Below are 16,688 nucleotides of genomic sequence, written 5' to 3'. Positions count from 1 at the left end.
CGGTCGGGTCCGTGCCCGACCGGCGGTCGTCGACACCCTTGCGTGGTCGCGCAGCCGCACCGCACGATCCGTGCCGGGTGCCCTCGTGCGGTGCGTCCCGGTGCTTCGCTGTCCCCAGCGCGGTTCGTCGAACCGCCCGAGGACAGGGGTCCGTCGTGTTCCGAGTCGTCCTGACCGCCGTCGCGGCGGTGGCCCTCGTGGTCGGGGGAGCCGTCCCGGCCTCGGCTGCGCCCGCGGGTCCGTCCCGGCTGCCGGGTGCACCGACCACCGTCCGGGTGGCCGGCTCCGGCGACGGTGCCGTCGTCACCTGGGGCGCGCCCCGCTCGGGTGCGAAGGTCACCGGCTGGAAGGTCGCGGTCACGCCGGCCGGTGACCAGCCCGACGGCGGGGTCGACCGGCTGCCCGGCTCGGCGCGCTCCGACCGCTTCGGGGACCTGCCGGCCGGCACCGCCCACCGCTTCACCGTCCGCGCCGTCGGTACGAAGGGCACCGGTCCGAGCGTCGTGGTGTCGTACACGACGCCGTCCTCGGTCACGACCGTGCAGTCCCTCTTCGCCCTGGACGAGTCCGGGGCGGTCCACCGCTTCCCGACGACCGGGGCGGGTGCGGGCCGTGTGGTCGTGCCACGTGGTGGCGAGGGCTTCACGGCGGACGACCTCGGTGACGTCTTCGTGCCGTCCCCCGACCGGACGTCGATCACGATGTACCCGGCCGCCGGGGGAGTGCCGCGGACCGTCGCGGTCGGCCTCCGCCTGACGGCCGACCTCCGTTCCGACGTCGCCGGCAACCTGTACTGGGTCGACTCGGTGTCCGGCGCGGTCACGAAGCTGCCGGTCACGGGAGGGGCGCCGGTGGTCGTCCTGCCGTCGGCCGGTGCCGACTGGGCCGTCGGCCGTGACGGCACCGTCGCCGTCTTCTCGACGACCTCGTCGCAGGCTCCGACGGCGACCGTCACGACCGTCCGTGCCGACGGGGTCCGCGCGGCGCGGACCGTCACGCAGCCGGGCTACGCGACGTTCTCGGCGCTCCTGGCGGACGGCAGCGGCACGCTCTACCTCGACTACTGGTCGACCGGGGCGTCCGGCGCGACGACCTGGTGGGCGCTGCCCGCCGGCTCGAGCACGCTCGTGTCCGCCGAGCCCCGCCTGGCGTTCGACCACGCGGCCGTGAACGACCGGTCCTTCGTGCTGGCGCAGTCGGCCGAGTGGTGCGCGGCGCCGTCCGAGGCGCGACCCGGGGGCTGCGGTGTCGACAAGACCCTGACGCACCTGGTCGCCCGCGACGCCTCCGGTGCGACGACGGAGCGCACGACGAGCGGCGTGGCCTCCCCGGGCCGCGGGGTCCACATCGGCGCTGCCGACGCCGAGGGGGACCTGTTCCTCGCCGTCGGGACGGGCACGACGCCCGGGCTCTGGCGGCTGTCGGCTGACGGCGGTCCGGCGCAGCAGCTCGCGACCGGGTGGTACCCGACGCTCCTCGTCATCTGACGCAGTCCGACCGGGCGCAGTCCGACCGGACGCCGTCCGACGGACGTCGTCCGGCGGGGCGTCCCCCGACGGGACGCGACCCCGGGACGCACCACCGACGTGCGGAACCGCACCGCCACCGGCGCGGGCGACGCGGTGGACCCGCGCCGTGCCTCCCGGCCGGACGCCGCCGTCGCTCAGGCGGTGAGGCCGTCCACGGTGCGGCGGCAGACCTCGTCCCACGGCGTCGGGCCGAAGCCGAAGTGGGCGCGCGCCGCGCGGTCGTCGACGACGTAGGGCGCGGTCCACTGGTACCCGAGCTGCGCGATCTCGCGGGCGAACGGCACGACCGCGCCGACCGCGCGGAGTACACCGATCGGCAGGCTCCGCACCGGGACGGTCGGCCGGCCGGCTGCACGGAGCACGTCGGCGAGGGCCTGCTCCTGGGTGCGTGGCGCGTTCGTCGGCACGATCCACGTCCGGCCGTGCGCGCGCTCGTCGTCGGCCGCCGCCACGAGGAGCCGTGCGACGTCGCCGACGTCCGTGTACGAGTGCGGCTGGTCCGAGCGGCCGAGCACCGTGACGGGCTTCCCCCGCAGTGCGGTCGGCAGCACGCGCGTGACGTGGCCGTTCTGCCCGGTGCCCGGACCGACGTAGTCCGCGCCGCGCACCTCGACGGTCCGCAGGTGTCCGGCGCGGTGTGCGGCGAGGGCGTCCGCCCACATCCGCGCCCGCAGCACGCCCTTGTGGTCGGTCGCCGCGTCGGGCAGCCCCTCGTGCATCGCGCCGCCGACCGGGCCGTAGGGGTAGAGGTTGCCCGTGATCGCGTACACCGCCCCGGTGCGCTCAGCGGCGGTGCGCAGCGCGGACGCGAGCGGCGGCCAGACCCGCTCCCACTGCGTGTAGTCGCCCGGGTTGGCGCAGTTGTAGAGCGCGGCGGCACCCTCGGTCACCGCGGTGAGCGCGTCGGCGTCGGAGGCGTCGAGCCCCACGTGCCGCACACCGGGCAGACCGGTGTCGCGACCGGACCGCGTGACGACGACCACCTCGTCCCCGCGGTCGGCGAGGAGTGCGGCGGCGTGACGGCCGACGGGGCCGGCGCCGACGACGACGTGCTGACGGGTCATGGTTCCTCCTGGGTTTGCGAGAGCGGTGCTCTCGCGCTCATCATCGCGGGTGCGTCGGACGATTGCAAGAGCGGTGCTCTCGTTTCCGTGCAGTGCTCTCGCATGGCAGGGTGGAGGGATGGTGGAGAAGGCGCCGACCGCACGGTCCCTGGCACGCGAGGCGGTGCACGCGAGCATCCTGGCCGCGGCCCGTGCGCGGCTCACCGACGAGGGCCCGGCGCAGCTCAGCCTGCGCGCGGTCGCCCGCGACGTCGGCATGGTCTCCTCCGCCGTCTACCGGTACTTCCCGAGCCGGGACGACCTGCTCACGGCACTCCTCGTGCTCGACTACGACGAGCTCGGCGCCGCGGTCGAGACGGCCGAGGCGCCCGTCGACCGCGCCGACCACGTCGGCCGCTGGGTCGCCGCCTGCCGCGCCGTCCGGCACTGGGCCGTCGGTCACCCCGGGGACTTCGCACTGCTCTACGGATCGCCCGTGCCCGGGTACGTCGCGCCGCAGGACACGATCGAGCCCGCCTCGCGCACGACCCACGTGCTCGTCCGCGTGGTCACCGACGCCTGGGCGGACGTCGCCGCGGAGGACCTGCCCCCGGACTGGAGGCTCGGCACCGGCCCGGCGGTCGACTCGCGCCCGGGGGCTGCCGCGTCCGTCGCCGACGCGGTCGCCTACACCCGGGCGCGCGGCTTCCACGACGACCCGGCCCCCGAGGTGGTCCTCCGCACGCTGATGGCGTGGACCACGGTGTTCGGTGTCCTGTCCTTCGAGCTCTTCGGGCACGCGGTCGGCTCGGTGACCGACCCCGCGGCGTACTTCGACGAGGTCGTCGTCCGCCTGGCGCACGACCTGGGGCTCGATCGGCCCGGTACGGGCGCTGTCGGCACCCGGATCGGGGCGGCGGGCTGACAGGCGGGCATCCGCTGCGGTAGACAGGCTGGTACGCAGCGCACTCACCCAGCGCTGTCCGGCTGCAGCAGGGAAGGACGCCGATGACCGCGCTCGACGTCAGCCGTCAGGATCGTCGCCGACTCACCACCGGGACCGCACCCCGACGGCTCGCGACGGTGCGCACCGTCGCGCTGCTCGCGTCGATCGCGGGCGTGAACTACATCGTGTGGCGGTGGGCCGCGTCGGTGAACTGGCACTCGTGGTGGATCGCGGTCCCGCTCGTCCTCGCCGAGACCTACAGCGTCATCGACTCGCTGCTGTTCGCCTTCGGGGCCTGGCGGCTCCGCGAACGGGGAGAACCGCCGACCAAGCCGGCGGGGGACGTCACCGTCGACGTCTTCATCACGACCTACAACGAGCCCGTCGAGCTGGTCGTGCGGACCGCCCGCGCCGCGAAGGCCATCACGCACCCGCACGCAACGTGGATCCTGGACGACGGCAACCGGCCGGAGATGCGGGCCGCGGCCGAGTCCCTCGGCATCGGCGTGATCACGCGCGGTGCCGACTGGGTCGACCGTCCCCGCCACGCCAAGGCCGGCAACCTCAACAACGCGCTGCTCGCGACGCAGGGCGAGTTCCTGCTCATCCTCGACGCCGACCAGGTGCCCGAGCCGTCGATCCTCGACCGCACGCTCGGCTACTTCAAGGACGAGCGGATGGCGCTCGTGCAGACGCCGCAGTGGTTCGAGAACGTGCCCGACGCCGACCTGCTCGGCAGCCAGGCGCCGCTGTTCTACGGCCCGATCCAGCAGTCGAAGGACGGCTGGAACGCGGCGTTCTTCTGCGGGTCGAACGCGATCCTGCGTCGTGAGGCGCTCATGCAGCTCGGCGTCACCCGCTACGTGCGCGAGGTCGAGGAGTCGGTCGAACGGACCATCAAGACCTCCCGCAAGCTGCTCGCCCGCGCCCGCGAGACCGAGACGGATCCGCGGGTGCTCGAGGCCCTCGACGGTGCCGAGCAGGTCGTGGACCAGGCTCGGGAGCAGATCGACCGCGGCGAACCGCTCGGCGACGTCACGTACGCGTTCCAGCGCGGGATCGACGCGATCGCGTACCGGTTCGCCGCCGCCGACCTCGAGTCGGTGCGGCGCGACCTGCAGGAGCTCGCGGCGATGTCGACCGAGGCGGACACCTTCGCCGGGCTCGACGACGCGGCGCTCGACGTGCTCGGGCGGCGGGAGGCCTCGCCGGTCGCCGCCATCGAGTCGATCGCGGTGCTCGCGCGGGCGCTCGACGTCAACCGCGACGACGAGGCGCAGCCCATCATGCCGCTCGCGACGATCTCCGTGACCGAGGACATGGCGACCGCCATGCGCCTGCACGGGCTCGGGTGGAAGTCCGCCTACCACGACGAGATCCTGGCGAAGGGCCTGGCACCCGAGGACCTGCCGACCATGCTCGTGCAGCGACTCCGGTGGGCGCAGGGCACCATGCAGGTGTTCTTCCGCGAGAACCCGCTGGTGCAGAAGGGCCTGTCGTGGGGCCAGCGCCTCATGTACTTCTCGACGATGTGGAGCTACCTGTCCGGCTTCGCGGCGATCGTCTACATCGCGGCGCCGGTGCTCTGCCTGTCGTTCGGCGTGGTGCCGGTGCAGGCGTACAGCGTCGACTTCTTCGTCCGGCTGATCCCGTTCCTGGTGCTCAACCAGCTCCTGTTCTGGGTGGTGGCAGCGGGCAGACCGACGTGGCGTGGGCAGCAGTACTCGCTCGCGCTGTTCCCGGTGTGGATCGAGTCGGTCACGAGCGCCTTCGAGAACGTGTTCCGCGGCAAGCCCCTGGGGTTCCGGGTCACGCCGAAGGTGAAGGACGAGTCCGACCAGCGACCGCGGTGGGACCTCGTGAAGCCCCAGCTGTACGCGATGGGAGCCCTCGTCGCCGCGCTCGTGATGATCGCGATCCGCTACGCGACCGGCCAGGCGGACGGCATCGCGCCGCTCGTGAACACCGCGTGGGTCGTCTTCGACCTGTTCATCTTCAGCATCGTGGTCCGCGCGGTGCTCTACCGGGGACCGGGACCGGGCACCGCGCAGTCCGAGCACGTGTCCTCGACCGCAGGAGGCCCGCTGTGACCGACCACCACGTGACGTTCGACGTCCCCGCCGTGACGGAGTCCCTCGACGAGGTCCAGGACCGCTTCGGTGCGTGGTGGGACGCCCTCGGTGTGGACGACGTCCGACTCCGGTTCTCGCTCGAGACCGCGCTGGCCGAGGTCGCCGCCAACATCGTCGAGCACGTCCGGCGTGCCGACCGGGGGGCCGGTCGGCGGTACACCGTCGAGCTCTGCCTGACCGACGACGAGGTCCGCGCGGTGCTCACCGACAACGGGCTGCCGGCGGACGTCGACCTGTCCGCGGTGACGATGGCCGACGTCGACGAGGAGAGCGGTCGCGGACTCGCGCTCGCGATCGCCGCGCTCGACCGGCTCGAGCACGTGCACACCGGCGGGCACAACATCTGGACGCTGGCGTGCAGCCGGTGAGGGGCACCCTGACGAAGGTCCTCGCGTTCCTCGTGGTCGTGGGGACGCTGCTGCTCGGGGGTGCGCTGCCGGCGTCCGCGGTCGGTGCGACACCACCGGCGACCCCGGCGCCGTCCGCCACCGCGACCGCCTCGCCGTCGGGCGGTCTGCTTCCCGAGAACGGCAGGGCGTGGTTCGGTCCCGACCTCGACTGGGGCTCCGACGCCCCCGACGGCTACGCCGGGCGGCTGGGCGCGGTGCCCTCCGTGTACGGCGTCGAGATCGAGTACCCGTTCGACCGCAGCGCGCGCAAGGAGTTCCTGCGCGCGACCCGTGCCGCTGCCGCCCAGGGGGCCGTGCTCGCCGTGAGCCTCGAACCGTCGCAGTCGCTGCGGTCGCTCACCCGGGCGGACGCCCGCGCGGCGAACCGTCTGTTCGAGCAGGTGCACGAGCAGTACGACACCCAGGTGCTCGTGCGCTTCGCACCGCAGATGAACGGCACCTGGGTCCGGTGGGGCCAGCAGCCGACGGCCTACGTCTCGGCCTTCCGCACGCTGGCCGGGGTCGTGCACGACGGCGACTCGCGCGCCGCCATGGTGTGGTCGCCGTCGTACGGTGCCGGGTACCCGTTCGGCGAGTCCGCCGGGCGCCTGCGCGACCTGTCGGCCACGGACGTCGCGAAGGCCGACACCAACGGCGACGGGCAGCTCACCGCGGCGGACGACCCCTACGGCCCGTACTGGCCCGGTGCGTCGAGCGTCGACTGGGTCGGGCTGTCGATGTACTCGTTCGGCAAGGGGAAGGCGACCGAGGCCGCCGGGCGCGACGTCCCGCTGACCCGCAACGACGCGCCCGAGTCCGGCGAGGTCGAGGCCCGCTTCGACGAGACCTGGGGGTACGAGCAGCGCCAGACCAGCGGCTCCTTCGTCACCCGGTTCGCGCGGGCGTACGACCGTCCGATGGTGCTCGACACCGGCGCGCTGTACGACCACACGCTGCGCGGTGCCGCCGAGCTGACGGTCAAGCAGGGCTGGTGGCGGCAGGTGATCGCCGCCGTGCAGGACCGACCCGAGATCCGCGCGGTCACCTTCCTCGAGACGAACCGGCGCGAGCCCGAGGCCGGCAACCGCGTGGCCGACTGGCGGGACACCGCCGTCCCGGGCATCGCGGGGTCGTTCCGCACCGACCTCGAGCGGTCCGACCACTTCGCGTTCGGGCCGGTCACCGAGCGGGTGACGCCCGAGCAGGGCGCCGCGGCGATCAGCCAGGAGTACGAGACCGGCGGCGACCAGATGGCGTGGATCGTCTGGTGCGCCTTCGGCCTCGCCGCCGCGTTCCTGCTGAGCGGACTGGTCGGTCGACTCCTGCCGAGCTGGCGCTACCCGGACGACGGCAAGCCGGGACGCGACCTGCGACTCGACCTGTTCCGCGGGTTCATCATCCTGGCCGTGGTCATCACCCACATCGAGATCGGCGGCCCGTACTCGTACATCACCCTGCACGCCACCGGTGCGATCACGGGCGCGGAGATGTTCGTGTTCCTGTCCGGCATGGTGCTCGGCATGACGTACCCGTTCGCCATCAAGAAGTTCGGCGAGTGGGTCGCCGCGGTGGGCGCGTGGAAGCGTGCGCGGAAGCAGTACCTCGTCACCCTCGGGGTGATCCTGGTCGTCTTCGCGATGAGCTTCGTGCCGTTCCTGAACACCGACGCGATCACGACCTTCACGGACCGCGGGACCGGGACCGGGGGTGTGGGCGCCGAGGGGCGCGTGTACGACCTGTACCCGAACGCGATGCAGCTGCTGGCCTACCCGCCGCCCTGGTTCGCGATCCGGCAGTTCCTGCTGCTCGAGATGGGCCCGTGGCCGTTCAACATCATGGGCCTGTTCGTGGTGCTGAGCCTGTTCATCCCGGTCTTCATGTGGGTGATCCGACGCGGCTACTGGTGGGCGCTGCTGCTCGTCAGCTGGGGGCTCTACGCGTTCCAGGTGCTCAACCCGGACTTCCGGCCGCTCGACTCGCAGTTCGAGTCGGTGTTCCCGCTCCTGACCTGGCAGGTCGTGTTCACCCACGGGCTCGTGCTCGGCACCTACCGACGACAGGTCATCGGTGCGCTCACCGGACGGCTCGGCAAGGTGCTGGTCGGCATCGGCATCAGCGGCTACGCGCTGTTCCTGGTCTACGTGTGGGCGGGGGACCACTTCGGGTTCACCCCGGTGCCGTTCCCGGCGTCGATGTACGACTCGCTGTACAACACCGCCTACCAGCGCGTGGACCTGCAGTGGGGGCGGCTGATCGACATCGCGTTCTTCGCGATCGTCTCCTACGCGATCCTCACCGTGTTCTGGAAGCCGATCTCCGCGGTGATCGGCTGGCTGTGGATCCCGATCGGTCAGGCGAGCCTCTACGTCTTCGTCTGGCAGGTGTTCTTCGCGCTGGCGATCGCGTCGATCCCGGGCGTCGACTGGTTCAACGGGTGGATCGGCTTCGCCGCCCACACGGTGTTGATCCTGCTCGTCTGGTACATGATCCGGAAGCGGTTCCTCTTCTCGGTCATCCCGCGCTGAGGCCGCCCGTGCAGGCGGTGCGGCCCGGTCCGCCCGGGTCGATCCGCTCCGCGCAGAGCGCCTCGCCACGCACGGGACCACACGACGGACGGGAGGCACGGTGCCAGCTGGCACCGTGCCTCCCGTCCGTTCCCGGGGTGCGTCAGACGCGACGGCGCCGACGTGCCGCCAGGGCGATGCCGAGACCGGCGGCCACCGCGAGCGCGCTGCCCGCGGCGAGCGGCAGGACGTCCGCACCGGTGAACGCGAGCTCACCGGTCGGCTGCCCGGTCGCCGGGTCCACGACGAAGGCGAAGGTGCCCCAGGTCGCGACCGAGCCGTCGGCGCGCTGCGCGACGAGGGTGTGGGTCCCCGCCTCGAGGTCGACCGGCAGCTGCAGCGTCAGGACGCCGTCGTCGTCGCTCGGGTCGTCGCCGAGGTACACGGCGTCCGAGTGGACGAACCAGTCGAGCGGTGCACCGGCGAGCTGTCGGGGCACGGCCACCGTGACGGTGCCCGCCTCCGCGTCGACGTCGTCGACCCGGAGGGTGTGCGTGGCCTCGGTGAGCGTGTCGAGGTCCGCGGCCACGGGGTCGTCGTCAGCCGGCGTGGTCGGCGCGCTGCCCGGGTCGGCCGGTGCCGTCGGGTCCGTGCCGGGGGTGGTCGGGTCGGTGCCCGGGTCCGTCGGCTCGGTCGGGTCGGTGCCCGGGTCGGTGGGGTCGGTGCCCGGGTCGGTGGGGTCGGTGCCCGGGTCGGTCGGGTCGGTGCCCGGGTCCGTCGGGTCGGTGCCGGGCTCCGTCGGATCGGCCGGCTTCTGCAGGGTCACCCGGTCGACCACGGTCATGTCCGCCGACCGGTACGTCGTCATCGCGATCGCGTCACCCGAGACCTCGACGTTCGTGAAGTTCGGCGTGTACTCCTGGTTCTGCACCGCGGCGAAGTCGAACGGCCCCGGCTGGATGTCGTAGTACTTGCTGCCGGACGACGAGTTCGCCGTCACGTAGAGCACCTCGTCGCCCGAGGGCGTCACGGTCTCCGTCGGCGTGCCGGTCCCCACGGGTGTCGTGCCGCTCATCAGGTAGCTGCGCACGTACACGTGGTCGTGGCCCATGAGCACCAGGTCGACGTCGAGCGCGCTGAGCGCCGGCGGCAGGTCGGCACGTCGGGTCACGATGTCGGCATCGCTCGAGTGCGACGCCGTGCTGTACACCGAGTGGTGGAACGTGACGACCTTCCAGCGGGCCTCGTCGCCGTGCTCCGCCAGGACCTCCCGCGCGTACTCGGCGTGCCCGGCGTCGTCCTTGTCGTTCGAGTTGAAGGAGATGTAGAGCGTGTCGCCGTAGACGAACCAGTAGTCGCCGCCGGCGCGGGTCGCGTCGGGCTTGCCGTGCTCGGCACTGACGTTCGGCAGGTTGAAGTGCTGCTCGTACGCCAGGCTCGCGACGTCGTGGTTGCCGATGTTCGTGACGAGGGGCACCCGACGCAGCTGCTCGGGTGACAGGAAGCCCTCGTACTGCGCCTCGTTCGACGCGGTGTTCACCTGGTCGCCGGCCGAGAAGACCATCTCCGAGTCGGGGAAGGCACGCTCGGCGACGTCGAGGGTCCGCTGCCAGCCGGCCGTGTCCGACGCCGCGTCGCCGGACGCGCCGATCTGCGCGTCGCCGATGAAGACGAACGAGTAGTCGCCGTCGCCGTCACCGGTGCGGAACGTCGTGACCGCGCTCCAACCGTCGGTGTCGCTGCCGACGCGGTAGGCGTAGTCGGTCGAGGCGGCGAGGCCCGCCAGGGTGGCGTGGTGGTACTGCTGCCCGTCGGTCGCGGTGCCCGAGGTGCTCGCGACCTCGGTGACGCCCGACGCGGGGAACGCGCCACCCACCAGGGTCGACGCCGGCACCACCTGGGCGACCTCGGCGGCGGTGGAGTCGGAGTACCAGGCGAGGTTGCGCGCGGTCTCGTCCGCACCGATCGTCATCACGACGTCGGAGATCCTCGCGGGCACGTCGGCGGCGACCGGCACGAGCGACTCCATGTCGAAGTACACGTCGGAGCTGTTCGACCGGCCCTGGTACAGCGCGACCGCCACCTCGTTGGTGCCCTCGCGGAGCACCGACGCGTCGATCGAGAAGGTGCTCTCGTCCGGGTCACCGCCGTTGTCGCCGGCGTACTGCACGTTCTGCGTCACGCCGGCGTCCTCGAAGCCCGCGACCCGCTGGCCGTTGACGTACACGACGAGGGCGTCGTCGTAGGTGACGTCCGCGGTGAGCGACCGCCACGCGGCGAGGTCGGTCGCGTCGGCCTCGAACGAGGTGCGGAAGAAGTACGTGGGGACGTCCGTGCCGTCGGCGAGGTACTGCTCGAGCAGGGTGTCGACCGTGTGTCCGCCACCCATGCCCGTGGCCGAACCGTTCTTCGCGCCGAACGAGCCCGTGCCGGACCGCCAGTCACCGGCGGGCAGGGCGCCCGTCGTCCAGGCGGTTCGCTCGGCCTGGCCGGCGGCGGGGTCGGAGCCGTCCTCGAGGTACTGCCACGTGGTCGTGCCCGAGGAGATCAACGGGGCCTCGTCGGCGGAGGCTGCGGGGACGGAGCCGATCATCGTGGTGGCGGCGATCGCGGCGAGGGCCGCGCTGGCGGCTCCCACCGTGCGTGCGGTGCGCCGCCGTCGTGCGGGGTGCTGCGAGGTCATGGTGTCCTTGTCGTCGTGACCCCCTCGTGGGGGCCTCGGACATCCGACCGTGCTGAGTTGTCCCACAGGTTTCGGGCGGTCGTACGGCGGTGGAACTGTCAGGACGCACAGCCCCGTCTCCCGCGCCTCCGCCGCCGGCCCGAGACTCGGCTCGCGCGACGTTCCTCGGGCGCTCCGGCGCGAGAGACGTCGCTGAGCGCGAGCCTCGGTGGCGGACCCGCCGGTCGCGATCGGCGTCAGCGGGTCGCGACGCGCAGCGGCTGCGGGTCCACCGGGTCCGGCGGGACCGGCAGGGAGCCGCGGACCTGGTTCTGCGCCTGGCAGTCGCTCGTGCAGTTCGTCGCACCCTGGGACAGCTCGACCGCGTCCTCGCCGAGCACCCCGCCGAGGCGGCCGCCGGGCTGCACGGTCCAGGTCGTCGTGGTCGCGGTCTGCGAGGTCTTCGTCGCGACCTGCGGGCTGTCCTTGCCGAGCAGCATCTGGTGCGCGTCGCTGCCCGAGGGCACCGCCGGGACACCGTCGCCGAAGTTGATCTTCCCGGTGTACGGGTTCGTGAAGTAGAACAGGCCGGCACCGAGCGTGTGCGTGAACGTCACCGGCTGGGCGAACTCGGTCTCCATCTGGAAGATGCCGCCCTGGGCGCCGTCCTTCGCCTGGATCTTGAACTTGCCGGCACCGGTGCCGAAGATCGCGACGAGGGTGTCGTCACGGACCTCGAGCGAGGACAGCTTCGTGCCGGACAGCTGCGCCGGCGTGAGCGACGGGACCTTCGACGCGAAGACCACGGTCGGCTTCGTCACCATCCGCTGCGTGTCCGGAGCGCCGGTCAGCGTGTAGTCGTACACGCCGAGGTCGGCGACGCGGATGTCGAAGCCGTTGTGCTTGCCCCGGACCGCGATCGTGCCCGAGACGGCGACGTCCCGGAGCTTGAGGTCCTTGCCGACGGCCGGGTTCGTCGTCGTGCCGTTCACCGTGACGGCGTAGTCGCCGCCCGTCGAGGTCTTGCCGGACGCGTTCGCGGGGGAGACCCCGACGAGGGCGGCCGCGGCGACGGCGCCGAGGGCGACGATCGCGGCGATGCCGGCGGAGCGGTGCTGGGTGTGCATGGTGTGCCTCCTGGGGGCGACGGTCCGGGACGGTGCGTCCCTCGGGGACGATCGTCGCCCGATCGCCGCGCGGGCACCATCGGACCTTGGTACTAGTACCCGCTCACCAGCCGTGGTCGCGCGCCCAGAGCGCCGCACTCGTCCGGTCCCCGACGCCGATGCGCCGGAAGAGCGACCCGACGTGCACCTTCACGGTGCGCTCCGCGATGCCCAGCTCCGTCGCGATCTGCCGGTTCGACAGGCCGCGGGCGATCCGGACCAGCACGTCGCGCTCCCGCGGCGGCAGGTCGGGCCCGTCGTCGCGCGGGACGGCTCCGGGCAGGAGCGCCCGTGCCACCCGCGGGTCGATGGGCGTCTCGTCGCGGGCGGCGGCGCGGACGGCGGCCACGACGTCCTCGGGAGCGGCGTCCTTCAGCAGGTACCCGGTGGCACCGGCGGCCAGTGCGTCCCGCACGCGGCGGTCGTCCGAGAAGGTCGTCAGCACGAGCACCCGGACGGCGGGCATCGCGGTCCGCAGCCGTGCGGTCGCGACGACCCCGCCCTCGCCGGGCATCGACAGGTCCATCACGACGACGTCGGGCGCGGTCTCGGCGGCGCGGTCGACGGCCTCCTCACCGGTCGCCGCCTCGCCGACCACCGTGCAGTCGTCCGTCGTCGCGAGCACGGCGCGCAGCCCCTGACGCACGAGGGCGTGGTCGTCGACCAGCAGGACCCTCACCGCAGGGCCTCGGTCGCGGTGGGCACCGTGAGCTGCCACGTCGTCCCGGCACCCGGTGCGGTCCGGAGCTCGAGCGCACCGCCGGTGTCCTCCGCGACCTCGCGCAGTAGCGTCGTGCCGAGGTGCCCCGGTCGTGACGGCGCGTCCAGGAGCGCGGGGTCGAAGCCGCTCCCGTCGTCGGTGACGGACACCCGGAGGTCCGACCCGACCGCCCGCACCCGCACGTCGATGCGGGAGGCCCGCGCGTGCTGCGCCGCGTTCCAGACCGCCTCGCGGACGAACCGCACGGCGGCGGTCAGCGCCGCGGACGATGCCTCGACCGCGTCCGGGACGTCGAGCACCGTCTCCACGCCGGCTCCCCGCGCACGGGCGCAGGCGTCGTCGAGCGCCGCACGCAGGCCGTCCCGCTCCGGAGCCGCCGGTCGGATGGTCGACATCGAGGTCCGGAGCGACGACACGGCCGCGCGGAGGGTCGTCGCGGCGGCCCGGGTCTCGGGGACCGCGCCGAGGGACAGTGCGAGCCCGGCGACGTCCTGCACCGGGCCGTCGTGCAGCTCGCGCGCGAGCCGCCGCCGCTCCGCGACCTCGGCGTCGAGGGCACGGCCGAGCAGCCGTTCGCGCTGCCGCTGCCCGGAACGGATCCGCACGAGCAGCCACAGCAGCAGCGGGACGAGCAGCACGAGCACGACCCCGACCGTGCCGAACGCCAGCGCGGCGAAGGCGGCACGCAGGTCGGCGGCGCGGGCGAGGACCTGGTCGTACGGGCGGTAGGCCTCGAACAGCAGGGCCTCGCCGGAGGGTGTGTGCACCGCCTGGTACGCCTCGAGCAGTGGTCCGTGCCCGCGTTCGTAGCGGTTCTCCGGCTCGTCCAGGTCGGACACCTCGGCGTCGGAGCGGTCGGTCCGCAGGGCCTCGAGGTCCTCGTCGGACAGCGGGAACCGCTCACCGACCAGCCGGGGTTCGTCGGACCAGAGCACGGTGCCGTCCGCCGCCCAGAGCTTCATCCGCACGGTGGACCCGCCACGGACCTCCCCGGCGAGGGCGTCGTCGAGACGGGTCAGGGCCGCCGCCCGGTCCCGGGCGCTCGCCGCCGGGTCGTCCACGGCGTCGGAGAGCGCGGGCTCGACCACGACCCGGGCGAGTGCGGCGGTGTCCGCAGTGGCGTCGCGCACCGCGAAGGACTCGGCGACCCGTTGCGACACGAGGGTGCCGGCGGTCGCCACGGCACCGCCGCCGAGGACCGCGGCCAGGACGACACCGACCAGGACGCGCCGCCAGGGGGTCCGGCGCGTGCGGCGGCGGGGGTCCGCGGCGACGAGCACGACGGGTACCGGGCACGTCCCGCTGTCCGACGACCGTTGTCCGTGCACGGGGCAACCGTAGCCGCCGCGAGCGACGCTCGCGTCTCCGCCGCGGCTGCCGGACGAGCACGTCCGGTCCGGGTGCTCGTTCCTTCCCATCGAGGGTGCAATGGAAAGCGGGATCGGGCGTACCGGGTCGGAACGAACCACCCGGTACGCCCGGTTCCGCCTGGTACGCCCGTTCTGCGCGGTCGCGCCGAGCGCGCGCGGACGGACGGGAGGCGCGGTGCCAGCTGGCACCGCGCCTCCCGTCCGTCCCTGCGTGCGTCAGCCTGCGGGTGTCCGGTCCGGCGCGCTGGCGAGCGCCTGCCGGACCGAGGTCCACGCGGCGAGCCGCTCACGGACGGCGTCGTCCCGTTCGACCTCGATCGCCGTGGCGTGCGCCTGCTCGAGCACGTCGTCGATGACCACGCGCTGCCCGGACCGGGCCGACGCGATCGCCGCGTCCACCATCACCAGGCTCATCACGTTGCCGTGCACCTCGCCGTCCGGCACCGTGCCGCTCCGGACCGCCCGCACGAACGACGCCAGCGCGCCGGCGATCTCGGTGCCCACGCCGGGCGCGGGCTCGGGGGAGCCGTCGGCGCCGTCGACGACGCTCGTGGGGTCGTGGTCGCCGTCCCAGGCAGCCGTGCCCGCTTCGCCGGACGCGTGCCAGGTCCCGTTCCACGACGTCTCGTCGCCGGGCGTGCACCACGAGCCGTCGTAGACGTAGCGGACGTCGTCCTCGAACGTGAAGACCGCCGCGGCGTTCGCGTCGCCCCGGTACCACGACCACGACGGGTTCCACGACTCGCAGTACACCGACACCGGGTCGCGCTCGAGCACGTAGCGAGCGGAGTCGAACGCGTGGATCGCCATGTCGAGGAGCAGGACGTCGTCCATCTCCTCGCGGAAGCCGCCGAAGTGCGGGGCCTTGGCGAAGCGCGTGTCGAGCCCACCGATCGCGCCGAGGGCCCGCACGTGCTGCCGGAACGCGACGAGCTGGTCGTTGTAACGGCGGGACTGCGACACCATGAACAGCTGCCCGGTGGCCTCGGCCGCCGCGGCGAGCGAGAGCGCCTCGGCGACGGTCTGCGCCGCGGGCTTCTCGCCGAGGACCGGCAGGCCGGCATGCAGGGCGTCCATCGTCACCGGGTGGTGCGCGACCGGCACCGTGATGTCGAGGACGGCCTCGGCGCCGGTGTCGGCCAGGAGCGCGGGCAGGTCGCGGCCGACCGGGATCGTCGGTGCCCCGGCGAGCTCGGCACCGGCGCGTGCGGCATCGAGGTCGAGGTCGACGACGCCGACGAGCTCGACGTCCGGGTCGGCGGCGACGGTGCTGAGCCAGGCGCGGCCCATCCCGCCGGCACCGACCTGGACGACCCGCAGGGGGGCGCGGTCGGTCATGCGCGGGCCTCGGCGGTCTCGGCGGTCTCGGCGGGCTCGGCGGCTCCGGTCGCCGCGCCGGTCTCGGTGGGCGTGGCGTCCTCGTCCTCGGGGGCGTCGTCGAACGGACCGCGGTAGTGCTGGCCGTCGAAGTACTCGCCGAGGTCGTAGCGGCGGAGGGTCGGGAGCTCGCGCTCCCGCTCCGGACGCGCCCACTCGGCACCGTTCGCCACGACCCGGCGGACGTCCGGGTGGTGGTACACGGGGAAGTCCTGGTCGCCGGGGGAGAAGTAGAAGATCTTCCCGAACCCTCGGCGGTAGGTCATGCCGCTCCGGAAGACCTCGCCACCGGTGAAACCGGAGATGAAGATCAGCTCGTCGGGGGTCGGTACGTCGAAGTACTCGCCGTACATCTCCTGCTCAGGGATGACGATCGGGTTGGGGACACCGCGCGTGATCGGGTGCTGCGGGTTGACGGTCCAGACGAGCTCCTGGTCGTGCTCGCTCCGCCAGCGCAGGGTGCACGTGGTGCCCATCAGCTTGCCGAAGATCTTCGACCAGTGGCCGGAGTGCAGGACGACGAGGCCCATGCCGGACAGCACGTGCTTGTGCACGCGGTCGACCACGGCGTCGTCGACGTCGGCGTGGGCGGCGTGCCCCCACCAGGTCAGGACGTCGGTCTCGGCGAGCACCGCGTCGGTCAGACCGTGCTCGGGCTCCTGCATCGTGGCCGTCCGGACGACGGCGTCCGGCAGGTTCTCGCGGATGCCGTCGGCGATCGCGCCGTGCATGCCGTCGGGGTACCGCTCGGCGACGTGCGGCTCGACCTGCTCGTGGACGTTCTCGCCCCAGACGGTGATGCGCAGCGGAGTGGTGGTCATGGTGGGCCTTTCTGGACGGGAGGACGGG

12 protein-coding genes are annotated in these 16,688 nt (G+C 73.1%); 5 read left to right on the top strand and 7 right to left on the bottom strand.

What is annotated here, in order from left to right:
* The first annotated feature begins 155 nt into the window (after nucleotides 1–155).
* Nucleotides 156–1,487, top strand: coding sequence for a fibronectin type III domain-containing protein (locus QUG93_RS06215; protein WP_289473042.1), 1,332 nt, complete (start codon nucleotides 156–158; stop codon nucleotides 1,485–1,487).
* A 176-nt stretch (nucleotides 1,488–1,663) separates the two neighbouring features.
* Here QUG93_RS06215 and QUG93_RS06210 read toward each other — a convergent pair whose 3' ends face one another.
* A complete protein-coding gene (locus QUG93_RS06210) occupies nucleotides 1,664–2,593 on the bottom strand; it encodes an NAD-dependent epimerase/dehydratase family protein (protein ID WP_289473041.1) in 930 nt (309 codons plus the stop codon).
* Between the two features lie 118 nt (nucleotides 2,594–2,711).
* Here QUG93_RS06210 and QUG93_RS06205 point away from each other — a divergent pair, with 118 nt between their 5' ends.
* From QUG93_RS06205 to opgC, 4 genes are all read left to right on the top strand, one after another.
* The gene (locus tag QUG93_RS06205) at nucleotides 2,712–3,497 is read left to right on the top strand and encodes a TetR/AcrR family transcriptional regulator (protein WP_289473040.1); all 786 of its coding nucleotides are present in this window, start codon (nucleotides 2,712–2,714) and stop codon (nucleotides 3,495–3,497) included.
* Nucleotides 3,498–3,580: 83 nt separating this feature from the next.
* On the top strand, nucleotides 3,581–5,608 hold the full coding sequence (locus QUG93_RS06200; protein ID WP_289473039.1) for a glycosyltransferase: 2,028 nt from the start codon (nucleotides 3,581–3,583) through the stop codon (nucleotides 5,606–5,608).
* Nucleotides 5,605–6,018, top strand: coding sequence for an ATP-binding protein (locus tag QUG93_RS06195; RefSeq protein ID WP_289473038.1), 414 nt, complete (start codon nucleotides 5,605–5,607; stop codon nucleotides 6,016–6,018). The genes QUG93_RS06200 and QUG93_RS06195 overlap by 4 nt, the downstream gene beginning before the upstream one ends.
* Nucleotides 6,015–8,564, top strand: a complete 2,550-nt coding sequence (gene opgC / locus QUG93_RS06190) for an OpgC domain-containing protein (protein ID WP_289473037.1) — start codon at nucleotides 6,015–6,017, stop codon at nucleotides 8,562–8,564. The genes QUG93_RS06195 and opgC overlap by 4 nt, the downstream gene beginning before the upstream one ends.
* A 142-nt stretch (nucleotides 8,565–8,706) precedes the next feature.
* Here opgC and QUG93_RS06185 read toward each other — a convergent pair whose 3' ends face one another.
* The 6 genes from QUG93_RS06185 to QUG93_RS06160 all read right to left on the bottom strand — a co-directional run bounded on the left by QUG93_RS06185 (nucleotide 8,707) and on the right by QUG93_RS06160 (nucleotide 16,660).
* A complete protein-coding gene (locus tag QUG93_RS06185) occupies nucleotides 8,707–11,226 on the bottom strand; it encodes a purple acid phosphatase family protein (RefSeq protein ID WP_289473036.1) in 2,520 nt (839 codons plus the stop codon).
* Between the two features lie 236 nt (nucleotides 11,227–11,462).
* Nucleotides 11,463–12,332, bottom strand: a complete 870-nt coding sequence (locus tag QUG93_RS06180; protein ID WP_289473035.1) for a hypothetical protein — start codon at nucleotides 12,330–12,332, stop codon at nucleotides 11,463–11,465.
* A 103-nt stretch (nucleotides 12,333–12,435) separates the two neighbouring features.
* Nucleotides 12,436–13,050 carry a response regulator gene (locus QUG93_RS06175; RefSeq protein ID WP_289473034.1) on the bottom strand — a complete coding sequence of 205 codons (615 nt, stop codon included), beginning with the start codon at nucleotides 13,048–13,050 and terminating at the stop codon, nucleotides 12,436–12,438.
* Nucleotides 13,047–14,420, bottom strand: a complete 1,374-nt coding sequence (locus QUG93_RS06170) for a sensor histidine kinase (RefSeq protein ID WP_289473033.1) — start codon at nucleotides 14,418–14,420, stop codon at nucleotides 13,047–13,049. The genes QUG93_RS06175 and QUG93_RS06170 overlap by 4 nt, the downstream gene beginning before the upstream one ends.
* A gap of 258 nt (nucleotides 14,421–14,678) precedes the next feature.
* Complete coding sequence (locus tag QUG93_RS06165) at nucleotides 14,679–15,800, bottom strand: Gfo/Idh/MocA family protein (protein WP_289473032.1); 1,122 nt, start codon at nucleotides 15,798–15,800, stop codon at nucleotides 14,679–14,681.
* Nucleotides 15,797–16,660: a ThuA domain-containing protein gene (locus tag QUG93_RS06160; RefSeq protein WP_289473031.1), complete on the bottom strand. Its 864-nt coding sequence runs from the start codon at nucleotides 16,658–16,660 to the stop codon at nucleotides 15,797–15,799. Before QUG93_RS06160 ends, QUG93_RS06165 begins: the two co-directional genes overlap by 4 nt.
* Between the last annotated feature and the right edge of the window lie 28 nt (nucleotides 16,661–16,688).

Origin of the sequence: Curtobacterium caseinilyticum (genome assembly GCF_030363035.1) — a bacterium.
GTDB classification, from domain to species: Bacteria; Actinomycetota; Actinomycetes; order Actinomycetales; family Microbacteriaceae; genus Curtobacterium; species Curtobacterium caseinilyticum.
Note: the sequence above shows the minus strand (reverse complement) of the source record. Positions and strands in the feature narration are given on the sequence as shown.